At 44.6% G+C, this 12,498-nt stretch carries 9 protein-coding genes and 1 pseudogene; 4 read left to right on the top strand and 6 right to left on the bottom strand.

The features are described from left to right. Window positions 1–129 precede the first annotated feature (129 nt). Both dcd and VZ94_RS16770 read right to left on the bottom strand, forming a co-directional pair. Window positions 130–696 (bottom strand): dCTP deaminase, encoded by a 567-nt coding sequence (gene dcd, locus VZ94_RS16775; protein ID WP_045780100.1) that lies wholly within the window; start codon window positions 694–696, stop codon window positions 130–132. Between the two features lie 46 nt (window positions 697–742). Continuing rightward, on the bottom strand, window positions 743–1,390 hold the full coding sequence (locus tag VZ94_RS16770; protein ID WP_045780099.1) for a uracil-DNA glycosylase: 648 nt from the start codon (window positions 1,388–1,390) through the stop codon (window positions 743–745). A gap of 157 nt (window positions 1,391–1,547) precedes the next feature. Between VZ94_RS16770 and VZ94_RS16765 the strand changes: the two genes are divergently transcribed. Further along, a complete protein-coding gene (locus tag VZ94_RS16765) occupies window positions 1,548–3,773 on the top strand; it encodes a CHASE2 domain-containing protein (protein WP_045780098.1) in 2,226 nt (741 codons plus the stop codon). Window positions 3,774–4,107: 334 nt separating this feature from the next. On the opposite strand, the gene VZ94_RS16760 is transcribed toward VZ94_RS16765, so the two are convergent. The 4 genes from VZ94_RS16760 to VZ94_RS23515 form a co-directional block, all read right to left on the bottom strand. Continuing rightward, window positions 4,108–5,250, bottom strand: a complete 1,143-nt coding sequence (locus tag VZ94_RS16760) for a calcium-binding protein (RefSeq protein ID WP_131655606.1) — start codon at window positions 5,248–5,250, stop codon at window positions 4,108–4,110. Next, a complete protein-coding gene (locus VZ94_RS23520) occupies window positions 5,201–9,001 on the bottom strand; it encodes a beta strand repeat-containing protein (protein WP_052700669.1) in 3,801 nt (1,266 codons plus the stop codon). The genes VZ94_RS16760 and VZ94_RS23520 overlap by 50 nt, the downstream gene beginning before the upstream one ends. A 175-nt stretch (window positions 9,002–9,176) precedes the next feature. Continuing rightward, window positions 9,177–10,499: an O-linked N-acetylglucosamine transferase, SPINDLY family protein gene (locus VZ94_RS16750; RefSeq protein ID WP_052700668.1), complete on the bottom strand. Its 1,323-nt coding sequence runs from the start codon at window positions 10,497–10,499 to the stop codon at window positions 9,177–9,179. Beyond that, a complete protein-coding gene (locus tag VZ94_RS23515; RefSeq protein ID WP_052700667.1) occupies window positions 10,441–10,941 on the bottom strand; it encodes a tetratricopeptide repeat protein in 501 nt (166 codons plus the stop codon). The genes VZ94_RS16750 and VZ94_RS23515 overlap by 59 nt, the downstream gene beginning before the upstream one ends. A gap of 385 nt (window positions 10,942–11,326) precedes the next feature. Between VZ94_RS23515 and VZ94_RS27215 the strand changes: the two genes are divergently transcribed. The 3 genes and pseudogenes from VZ94_RS27215 to VZ94_RS27205 form a co-directional block, all read left to right on the top strand. Further along, entirely contained in the window at window positions 11,327–11,695 is a 369-nt protein-coding gene (locus tag VZ94_RS27215; RefSeq protein WP_204369194.1) for a hypothetical protein, read from the top strand. Beyond that, a complete protein-coding gene (locus tag VZ94_RS27210) occupies window positions 11,673–11,999 on the top strand; it encodes a hypothetical protein (RefSeq protein ID WP_204369193.1) in 327 nt (108 codons plus the stop codon). The genes VZ94_RS27215 and VZ94_RS27210 overlap by 23 nt, the downstream gene beginning before the upstream one ends. Further along, window positions 11,929–12,498 (top strand): annotated as a pseudogene (locus VZ94_RS27205) (hypothetical protein); the annotation flags it as partial. The gene VZ94_RS27210 and the pseudogene VZ94_RS27205, both read left to right, overlap by 71 nt.

Below are 12,498 nucleotides of genomic sequence, written 5' to 3'. Positions count from 1 at the left end.
CTACAGGGACGTATTTACGGCGTCCTTCACTCTGATAACGGCCAGGGATGGCTTGTAGTAGGGCAACGCAGGAGCAGTTGCCGAATGACCTGTCCCGGCTTAAGTGGGTAGCCTTTAAACCTAATACATCTAGGCTTTAGGCAAGGTTACCCCGGTTTGACCTTGATATTTACCGCCTCTATCTTTGTAAGACGTCTCACACACCTCATCACCACCAAAAAATAACATTTGCGCCACCCCTTCATTAGCATAAATTTTAGCGGGTAGTGTCGTGGTATTGGAAAACTCTAACGTTACATGCCCTTCCCATTCTGGCTCTAACGGTGTAACGTTAACAATAATGCCGCAACGCGCATAAGTTGATTTGCCTAAACAAATAGTGAGTACATCGCGCGGTATCCGGAAATATTCTACCGTTCTTGCTAACGCAAACGAATTGGGCGGAATAATGCACACATCGGCCTTCACATCGATAAAACTGTTAGAATCAAATGCCTTAGGGTCGACGATGGCTGAATTAATATTGGTAAAAATCTTAAATTCATCGGAGCAACGCACGTCATAACCGTAACTCGATGTACCGTAAGAAATAACTTTGCCTCGTTCCGTTTCTCTTATCTGACCTGACTCAAACGGCGCAATCATGCGCTGTTGTTCTGCCATAAGCCGTATCCATTTATCCGATTTAATACCCATAACACCTAGTTCTCTGAAGGTAAAATAAAAGCGATTCTAACAGACCTTAGCTCTTCTCAGCGAGCAAGGCTGTAATATGGTCAAAAACCTGCTGAAACATAGCTTCTGTTAAACGCCCGGTTTGCATGTTGTAGCGGCTAGTATGATAGGAATCGACTAAAATCCGTCCACCCGGTAATTCATGCTGGCTATTATGCTTAAACACTGCTTGTTTTTGTTTAATAGCAAAGCCTTTTAACACCGATTGATGAGCGATTTGTCCTAACGCTAAAATAACCGCTCGCTCAGGTAAGGCATGTAACTCGGCACTTAAATAATGATTGCAGTGCGCAATTTCACTAGGTAATGGCTTATTCTGAGGCGGTACGCATTTAACAGCATTGGTAATCCGACAACGGCTTAACTCTAAACCATCATTAAGCGCATTTGAAACCGGTGCATTACTAAACCCATACTTATACAAGGTTTGGTATAACAGCAACCCGGCATAATCACCGGTAAACGGTCGCCCGCTAGCATTAGCCCCATGCAACCCTGGGGCTAAACCGACAATTAATAATTGAATCTGGTCTGCACCAAATGGCGCGACCGGTTGGGCATGGTAACTAGGATATTGTTGTTTAATAGTCGCTAAATACTCCGCCAAACGGGGACACTGACGACAGGTTATATCAAAGACTTCAACAGTAGGCATATCATTTTAAAAGCAAGTTCTATGGTACGCATTCAAGGTTGTTTATCTTGCGACCAAACTCAAACGCTAAATTTTTTTTCCAATAGCAAAATTATAGCTTTTCAGTATACCATTCGAGGCTTAAAAATCCCTTCGTTTATATTGCCGCTCATATTTTATGTTAAATAGCAATAAGTGGTTAAAAATCTATCGTCTCATTGCTTGCCTGCTCATTACCGGCTTATATGCCGCGCATAGCTCAGGGCATTTCATTATTCCGACCCTGTCACGCATGGAAAACATTTTTTACGATATGCGTTTACGTGCCACGATGCCGAATACTGTCGATTCGCGCATTGTCATTGTTGCTGTCGATGAACAAAGCTTAGCCGTCGAAGGCCGCTGGCCGTGGAGCCGAAATAAAATTGCGTATTTAATGGACATGTTGTTTGATTATTACAACGTTAAACTCGTGGGCTTCGATATGGTATTTGCCGAAGAGGATAAAAGCTCTGGCTTAGAATTAGTTGAAAAGCTGGCTGATAAAGAATTAAAAGACGACGCAAACTTTCAGATGGCGGTTGAAAAATTAAAAGCCAAATTATCGTTTGACCAAGTCTTTGCCAATAGCCTAAGCAATCGCAAAACCGTTTTAGGCTTTTTCAACAGTCATATTGAAGAAAAATATAATGAAATTGGCTTATTACCACGGCCTCTTGCTGATGCCACGACGATACCGTTTGCACAGGCATTAATCGAGCCTAAAAGCTATACTGGCAACCTACCCCTTTTACAACAAGCTGCATACGCAGGCGGTTTTTTTAATAACCCTAAAGTCGATATAGATGGCGTGTACCGACGATTACCGCTGATTGTGCAATATCACAACAAAATCTATGAGTCCTTGTCGTTCGCGATGTTTAGGGCATTATTTGATTTACCAAAACCTGAGTTTTCCACTAATCAATATGGTAAAAGCGATAATCGCTTAGAAGGCATACGCGTCGAAGGCTTTACCATTCCTGTAGATGCCGAAGGCGCAATGCTCGTGCCATTCCGGGGCAATATTAATAGTTTTCCTTACATCTCAGCGGCTGATGTATTAAACGGCAAAGCAGAACTAGACCAGCTTAAAGATAAAATCGTCTTGTTTGGCGTGACGGCTCCCGGTCTTTTTGACTCCAGGGCCACGCCGGTAGGCAATTTGTATAACGGCGTCGAAGTACACGCTAATATTTTAAGCGGGTTATTAGATGAGAGAATTAAAGCCAAACCCAATAACGCCGTCAGCTCTGAGATACTCACCGCATTAATCTTAGGTTTGCTAGCAATCCTGGTGTTTCCTAGAGTCGCTATTTTAACGTCGGCTATCGTATTCCTGTTAATGCTAGCCATTTTAGTCTTCATCAATGGTTATTATTGGCATGATAAGAATAGCGATTTAGCCTTAGCTGCACCGCTATCCGAATTCAGCTTATTGTACGGCGTACATTTATTCTTTGGTTTTTTCTTAGAAAATCGCCGTAAAAAACAATTAGGCAATATTTTTGGTCAATACATTCCCCCCGAATTAGTCGCACAAATGAGCCAATCGGATGAAGAATTTTCCATACAAGGTGAAAGCCGAGAGATGACGGTGTTTTTTTCCGATGTGCGTGGCTTTACCACCATTTCTGAAACGCTAGCCCCGCACGACTTATGCGAACTGATTAACGCCATTTTTACGCCTGTCACCAAAATCATCCATGAAAGCCAAGGCACGATAGACAAATATATCGGCGATGCCATTATGGCGTTTTGGGGGGCGCCGATTCACAATAACAACCATGCAACTTTAGCAGTGGGGGCTTCGCTGAATATCATCAAATTGTTATCTCTATTGCAGCAAGAATTTTCCGCAAAAAACTGGCCAGTCATCGATATGGGCATAGGGCTTAATACCGGTACGATGAGCGTAGGCAACATGGGTTCGGAATTTCGCATGGCCTACACCGTCATGGGGGACGCCGTCAATTTAGGCTCTCGTTTAGAAGGCTTGACGAAACAATACAGCGTTAAAATTATTGTCAGCGAATCGACCAAAAACGCAGCGCCTGACTTTATTTATCGGGAATTAGATAGAGTTCGGGTAAAAGGTAAGAAAAAGCCCATCACTATTTACGAACCTATCGCGACCGTTGATGAGACCAGTGAAGACCAACGTCAAACGGTTGCCGAAGTGGCTGAAGCCTTATCTTTTTATCGCTCACAACAATGGGGTAAAGCCTGTGATATTTTTGAAGATTTACAAAGCCGTTATCCCGATGACGATTTTTACGCACTTTATCTTGAGCGCATAGATGAATACCGCATAGCACCGCCCGGTGAGAATTGGGATGGCGTGTATACGCATACCAGCAAATAATCGGTGGCCTCAAAGGTCTTCTCGTTCCCACGCTCTGTGTGGGAATGCATACCCACGATTAAGCTATCACATTTGATACGGACGGAAAACAGTCCTGAATTGAACACAGATAGGCATTCCCACGCAGAGCGTGGGAACGAGAAAACCCGACAACATCGGAGCGTTAAATGTTGGGTTACGCTATCGCTAACCCAACCTACACAACGCTAATTATTTTATTCCTTAATATTTATCTCTTAACTTGATGGCAGTGACGCAGAGCGTGGGAATGAAAAAAACCGCCTAAATGCTAGGCATTTAGGCGGTTGGAGACAACGCGTATAACAGCGCTTGCTTAGGTGAACAAGAAGTCGCTAGAGGCCATTACGGTACCAATAGTAGCAACAACCGAGAGCGTGTCACCGGTAAATTCGTCACCACCGGCATCACCTAACACTTCATATATGGTTGTCGAATCATCATCGACCACCACAGCATAAAACGTTGCAGCCGTATCGGTATAGGTCAAATTCGCATTCATAAAGGTTATTGAGGCTGCTGACGAATCCGCATCGCCAGCAGAACCACCGCTAAAGAACAAGACGGCATTAGCGGCTGCAGTGAAGGAAACCGCTGCACCAGTAGTAGTAAACGAGGTTGCCGTACCAAAAGCATTAATGTCGATTTTATCAGTACCGCTTTTGAAGCCGGTAATCGTATCGGTACCGTTAGCGGCAAATGTCGCGCCTAAGACAACTTTATCGACCGCTGAAACGGTTTCTGTTAAGACAATCGTGTCGTCACCATCACCTGCGGTAATACTATCTGCGCCGTTGCCACCTGAAATCGAGTCGTTACCAGCACCACCCGTAATCGTATCAGCTGCAGTGCCACCGGTTACCGTGGCGGTGTTAGTCGCAGCAGCTGCTGCTGTAGCCAAACTTAACGCGGTTGCTGAGCTATTGCTAATCGTCACATTTATTGCACCCGTAGCAGCACCTAATGCGCCAGAAAGTACATCTACACCATTGCCCCAATCCGTAATAACCACCGTGCCTAAAGCACCTGCCACGTTAAAGGTGTCATTACCAGCGCCTCCTGTCATACTATCGGTATTACCCGCCGTAGTCACACCTGTTACCAAGGTATCGTTACCCGCGTTACCGACTAACGTGTCACTCGTAGTACCACCAGTAATACTGTCATTACCGCCACTACCTTTTAAGCTTAATGCGGCTGCGGCTGTATTATTTATCGTCCAGCCGTTACCGGTAGTCACTTCGGTTAAGTCTACGTTAGATGCGGCGGTGTTTAAAATCACATCGGTTATCGCGGTACCTAAGTTGTAAGAACCTGAGGTTGCTGTCCAGTCACCAGTGACCGTTGCAGTTACCACACCCGCCGCTGCAGCTATCTTAAGCACATCAACAGAGCCACCCGTACCTAAATCAGTAAAACGCCGTAGCACCAGATGAATTGATGTTAAGCGTATCAGCACCGTTACCACCGACAACAGTATTAGCAGCGGTTGACGAAGCAGTAATCACATCGTCACCAGAACCACCGTTAATCGTCGTTATCGCTGCGCCACCGGTTAAGGTTAAATTACCTGTCGCGGTTGTGCCGATAATGGATGTTGCTGTTGCTCCAACGGTTGCTGTGATATTAGCAGAACCCGCTAAGGTTAAGTCGTTAGCACCGATACTGCTACCGTCGACCGTTAACGAGGTTTGCGTACTAGTAATGCTAGTATCACCGGCACCGGTAACCACGGTAGTAAAGCCTGCTGCGCCGGCATTGCTACCTAACACCGCTGTGCTGACACCGGTTAACGATAATTTTTCAACTTGGCTGTAATTGGCGAAATCAGCATCAACGATAGCGACCGATGCGGCAGTAATCGCAATAGTATCTGTGCCAGTACCACCCACTACGCTAGCAGCCGCTAAGTCACCCCGAATGAAGTTTATCGTGTCGTTTCCTGCACCAGCATAAATAACATCGGCAGCAGCATCAGCACCGTCACCGTCACCAGTTATCACATCCGCCGCAGAACCACCGTAAATGGTATCTATTTCATCACCACCGGTTATCGTATTTGCACCTTTAGCCACCCCTTTCAGCGTAGCACCACCTGTTACAGCGGTAATCGCAGTTAAGTTAATAACGCCGGTTGAGGCTGAGTTAGTATCGGCAGATAAGTCAATCGTATTAAAGCCAGACAATAAACCTGCTCCTATCGTAATGCTATGCGCTAAGGCTGATGCCGATTGCGCGGCTGCAACAATACGTTCAACGTTAGTTGTTGTCGTTGATAAATCAACCGTATTGCCTAAGGTTATCGCTTCGGAAATTTGTACCGTATCGGTGCCTGTACCACCGGTAATCGTATCAACGGTAGCGGTGCCAATCACAAAGGCGTTAACGCTTGAATAAATAAAGGTGTTGTCACCATTGCCACCATCTAACGTATCAGCACCTGCACCACCGGTGATAATGTCATCGCCGTCATCGGTAGTAATGGATTGCGCACCAGCCCTTGCGATAACGACGAATTTACCACTCGTACCACCACTGACTAACGTACCGGTAAATGATGCGCCAGAGAAACCGTTAACCGTCACCGTTGTGTCATCGGCCACTTCGCTAATCGTTAATGCATCAGTACCAGAGTTTCTTAATTTTACCCCGGTAATCGTTTCATATTGCGATTGCGTCAAGCTAATCGTGCCGGAAATACCTGAAGCGGCAATTTTAGAGCTATTAGCCGCGATAACGTCCATATCATCAGACACCATACCGGTTGCAACAACCGTTGCTGATGTACCGCTATATAAATCCAATAAAGTGCTTAACTCTTCGGTATCTTGCCCTGAAGTTAACGCCATCACACCGGTTATCGCACTAATATTGCCTGCATTAGCGGCTAACACATCTAACGCAGCGGAATTGAAACCGGTAGCATCGACTTTAACCGGATTGCTAAGCGCTGATAAAAAGGTATCAAGCTGAGTAGAATTCAACGAATTAATATCGCTAGCGTCAATAGCGGCAAGCTGGCTAGCGCTTAATACATTTAAATCATCCGATTCAATCGCCGTTAACTGTGCAGCCGTCAATGCTTTCATTTGCGCCGTCGTTAAACCGATAATGTTATCGGGAGTCAGTGCTTGAATTTGGTTAGCGCTTAAAGAAGCTACTTGCGCAGTGGTTAAGCCTTTAATATTACTTGCCGTTAACGCCGCCATTTGGTCTGCGCCTAAGGCCGAAATATCGGTATCTAACGCTTTTAATTGTGCCGTGCTTAATACCGCAATATCTTCCGCTTCTATATTAGACACTTGCTCAGTGCTGAGCGCACCGATTTGTGCCGCTGTTAAACCTTTGATATTAGCTGTTGTCAACGCGGCAATTTGCGCATTAGTCATCACGGCGATGTCATCAGCATCTAACGATGCGATTTGGGTTGAGCTTAACGCACTGATTTGGTCTAAAGTTAATGAAGGCACTTGCGCAGTGGTTAATGCTTTAATTTGCGCCGGCGTCATGACTTTTATATCGGCTGTTTCAATGCTAGGTAACTGAGCCGTTGTTAATTGCTGAATTTGCGTGGTTGATAAGCCAATAATGCTGGTTTTAGTCAACGCGACGATTTGATCAGTCGTTAACGCCGCAATATCGCCGGTACTAATAGATTTGATTTGAGCGCTGCTTAATACGGCAAAATCAGCTGACTCAATCGCAGCGATTTGGTCAGAGCTCATTGCATTGACTTGTGCATTGCTTAAACCTTTAATATTAGCCGTTGTCAACGCAGCAATTTGATCGGCGGTTAACACCGGAATGTCACCCGTTTCAATCGCTTTAATTTGTATGCTATTTAAGATTGAAATTGTGTCTGGGCTTAACGACGGTATTTGCGCCGTTGTTAAGGCTTTGATTTGCCCAGTGCTTAAACCTTTAACAGCTGCTGTCGTTAATGCATCAATTTGGCTTGTGCTTAACACAGCAATATCTGCCGTATCAAGCGCTGCCACTTGTGCCGAACTTAACACAGCAATTTGGTCTTCCGTTAAATTAGACACCTGAGCAGTCGTCAATGCTTTAATCTGCGCCGTCGTCATCGCGGTCAAATCAGCCGTTTCTATCGCAGGAATTTGTGTAGTCGCAACTAAACTGGCTACTTGCGATGGTGTTAAACCGATAATATTCGTTTTAGTCAACGCGGCGATTTGGTCGACGGTCATTTTTGACACGTCATTGGCTAACGCAGTAATTTGTGCGCTGCTCATTACCGCTATATCGCCTTCTTCTAATGCTCTTACTTGCGCTGACGTCATGGCTTGCACTTGATCGGTGCCTAATACTCTAATCTGCGCCGTCGTCATCGCATCGATTTGCGTAGTAGACATCGAGGTAATATCTGTTGCATCTATGGCTTTGACTTGCGCAGTCGTCAATACTTCAATTTGGTCGGCCGTTAACGTTTTAATTTGCGTGCCTGACATGGCCTTAATTTGGCCTGTGGTCATCGCAGTAATGTCACCCGTCTCAATCGCCGCGATTTGAGCATTAGTCATTACAGCGATTTGTGCGCTAGTCAAACCGACGATGTTGGTTTTTGTTAACGCCTCAATTTGGTCGGTTTTTAATGAACCAATCGCATCGGTTGTGAATGATCTGATTTGTAAGCTACTTAAACCAAAAATATCTGCTGGCTCTAACGCAGCCGCTTGTGAGGGTGATAATGCTGCAATTTGTGCGCTGGACAGTACTTTAACTTGAGCAGTGGTCATCGCTACGACTTGATCGTTGCTTAATGCCGTAATGTCATCGGTTTCAAGAGCAATAATTTGCGCAGTTAATAATGCAGCAATTTGATCTGTAGTTAATGCAGATATTTGATCGCTACTGAGTGCTTTAATTTGAGTGCTGACCAATGCTGCTAAATCGGTAGGATCAATAGCAATCAATTGATCAGTGGTCAATACTTCCAATTGCGTGGTTTTTAACGCTTTGGTCTGGTCTTTGGTTAATGCCGCCATTTGCTCAGTTGTCAAAGCGGGTATTTGGTCAACAGTGAAGATCGCTACTTTTGTCTTTAATGAAACGATTTGCTCGGCAGTTAAGGCAGCTACCTGGTCTAACGATAAACTGGTAAGGTCTGCCGATGATATCGCCGAAATAGTCGATGTCGGTAACGCAGCTATTTCTTCTGGAGTGAGGTCTGCATAAATAATCGTAGCCATTTGAATGCCTTCTAGTGTGTGTTGTAGTGAGTAACGTCCGCCCATGCGACTGAGCGGTTAGACCTTTTAGCGACTGTGCCAAGAAAAACTTTAGTTACTTTCGCAATATTTTTTAACCAAGTACTCACTTTTGGCATATTTTTTATCTATGGGCGGGAATGGTTAAGACACACCCTTATTCTTGACAGATATGGTTTAAGCTCACGGCAAGCTTTAATGTCTCTTCAAAATGACGCACAAAGCGCTTGCTATCAAACAAAGGTGAGCTTAACGCTGAGGTTTTTAAACGCTGACGATAGCGCTCTAATTCATCAGTTTGATAAGCCAGTTGCACGGCTTTATTTTCGTACGCCAGCCAATCCGGCATGATTAGCTCGGTTAAGCCTACTGCATTTAACAAGCTACCGGCCATACGCGCCGCAAAGGTGCGTCCTGGACAGGTTAATACCGGCAATCCTGCCCACAACGCATCGCTTGCAGTGGTTCCAGCGTTATAAGGACTTGTATCTAACAGTAAATCCGCTACACGATAACGCGCCAGATAGTCGGCAGGCGACACACGCTGAGCAAACACTAAACGCTCAGATTGCACGCCATGACGTTTAGCCTGTTCGATTAAATTAGCTTGCGCCCAAGGATTATCAGCAATCAGCCATAACACGCTATTAGGCACTCTAAGCAAGATACGCATCCATAAGGCAAAAATTTCTGGAGTAATTTTATAACTGCCATTAAACGAACAATAGACAAAGCCTTGTTCCGGCAAACCAAGTTCAGCACGGCTAGGCGTAGGTCCAATCACGCGCTTACTATCATTGATTTGATACACTTCAGGTAAATATAAGGGCTTTTCAACGTAATACGGTGCTAAGGCTTCGGGAAACACGAATCTATCGACTAAAACATAATCCATTTGCGGTAAACCACAGCTACCGACAAAGCCCAAATAAGAAATTTGAATCGGTGCCGGTTTATACGCCAGAATTTTATAACGCGCCCCTGCCGTTAAACCGGTTAAATCGATTAACACATCGATTTCATGCGCACGAATCAAACGCGCTGCGGCCTCATCGCTTAGCTCGTGTATAGGGACATGATGATCCATTGCGTTAAGCACGCGTTTACGCATCACCCCACCGTCGTCAACACTGAAATCGAAACCATAGATTTCAAATTCGCTACGGTCATGTAACTCAAATAGCTCAGCCGTTAAGATGCTGACCGCGTGCCAACGAAAATCACACGATAAATAACCAATACGCAAGCGTTGATGCTCATACACTTGATACGGTGCTAATCTGGGTAGCTCAGTCGGTATTTTACGCGCCATCCAAGCTTGCACGGCCGACAACTGCAAACCAGGGTCGTCGGCTAATGCTAATAAACCTAAAGGTCCAAAGCTTTCTAAGAAATACTGTTGTGATAAGCCGGGAAACGACTTAATGATAGGCCATTGACATTGTTTTTGACGTAAATGGCAAAAAATGCTGAATCGCATCAGGTTGCTTAGGATTCAATAGTAAGCTGCGCTCTAACATCGCCTCGGCTTGCTGAAATTGCCGCATAGACTCTAAGCAACGACCTAAATGATTAAGTAATGTGGTTTGAGCATCTATAGGCTGTAAAGCGGCTAACCAAGTTTGTATTGCCGCTTCATTCATGCCTTTAGCTTCTTGCGCAAGCCCTAAGTTGACGGCTGCTTGATAAAAATCGGGTTTTAACAGCCGCGCCGTTTGATAAGCGGTAATCGCTTCATCGATTTGACCTAAGCTGCGTAATAAAACCCCCATGTTAAACCACGCGATATACTGATAAGGCAACTCGTCTTCTGCTACAGCCGTTAACCATTGCTGATAACATTGCACAGCCTCATCTGCTTGGCCTAACGAGGTTAGCTCATCGGCTTGCCTCATCACATCCGTTATGCTCGAATTTTTCATAATAACCTGCATCGCTAAGGTAAAAGTGGGGCTACCCTCTTAAGCTTGGACAGATAACATCCTTAATTTAAACAGGCACAACGCGTACCTTCAAATGAAAAACCGAATGTAACCGCTCAAAGATATAGCCAGCGTTAAAAACTCGCGTACTATGCATGATTAGGCTAAGTTTACGCAACTTTGCAACGGGTTAGCCCGTGTAAGTAAAAAGTAACGCACCACTATAATGCACACTTCCCCGACGGGCTTGATACGCGTTAATTTTTTTAGCGTAGTCTGAGCATAAAAATCATGCTGTCTAACAACGGCTTAAATAACCCGTAGACGAAGCTGTCATTTTGGTATAGAACGTGCTTTATAAATCGCATCTTAACGAGAACCCACCATGAGCCCATTATTAACAAACACATCGTCCTTATCGTATCCAATACACGGTGACCATTTGCAGTCAGCGTTTTTTAATGAATATTTGCATCGATTATTGGAAGAACGTGACGAACTGGGCTTAAGCGATAAGATTTTTGAAATAGACGCGATGATGTTAACGGTTGAGCCTGGTAATGCCATTGAATACATTGGCGAGCTGTGCTTAATGTCATCTTATTATTATGTGCATACTCAAGAAAGCGCGTCGCATTGGACGCACATCTTACGCATCGATGATAACAGTCCCGATGTAATCATACGCGAAGTCAAACATGACGGTATTCGCGGCATTTTTAGAAGCTTAAATGAAGTTTTATCCTATGGGTAAGGATAAACCGCATAGCCGCTATATAGGCGAGATTTTACGTGTCAGTGATTTAGCTGACGTAGTTAAACTGCAACAAGGACGCGGCTTCACTTTTTTCTCAGCCGATGATGTTCAGCGCTTGGAATTACCGACTAATTTAGCCATTACCAAGCCATCCCCTTACACACACACCATTGTGGCTTATGTAGAGCGCGAAAGCTCTGCCCCTAAACAGTATATCTTAGGCGAAATTAATGAAAACAACGCCGCACGGGCCGCTTGCGACAACGCCAAAGCACAGCAAAAAACGCCTACAAATCGATGATTTAATCTTGCCTGTTGACCATTTAGCGACCCGAGTTTATAGCCAAAACAGAGAAGTTGCGTTACTCGAATGGTTATCGTTAAGCAGCTATTATTTCTGGGGCGCATTAGATGTAGTCGAGCAAAATTCATCAACAAATGTGACGAAAAGCATTCACTATACTGACGAAGCTAAAAGCCCGGCAAAAGTATTTAGCGCAAGTCATACACCTTATTTTGTTAACCATTTTAAGATTTTCCCCTCGCCCACCGAAAGCTTTGTCCGCAACTTCGGTCCGCGTTTACATCATCTAGCGTTAGCCGTTAAAGATGGTGAACGCAACGGTATTGAGCACATTGATTTTGTGGTGAATGCTATACGTGAACAAGGCAAGGATTTTTTACTCGACGCAGTAGGCTCTAAACAAGAAGGCTTAAAACAAATTTTTTCCACGTCATCTGAGCATTCTTCGTTAATTATCGAATATGTTCAGCGCTACCAAGATTTCCAAGGTTTTTTC

It is taken from the genome of Methylocucumis oryzae, from assembly GCF_000963695.1.
Lineage (GTDB): Bacteria > Pseudomonadota > Gammaproteobacteria > Methylococcales > Methylomonadaceae > Methylovulum > Methylovulum oryzae.
Note: the sequence above shows the minus strand (reverse complement) of the source record. Positions and strands in the feature narration are given on the sequence as shown.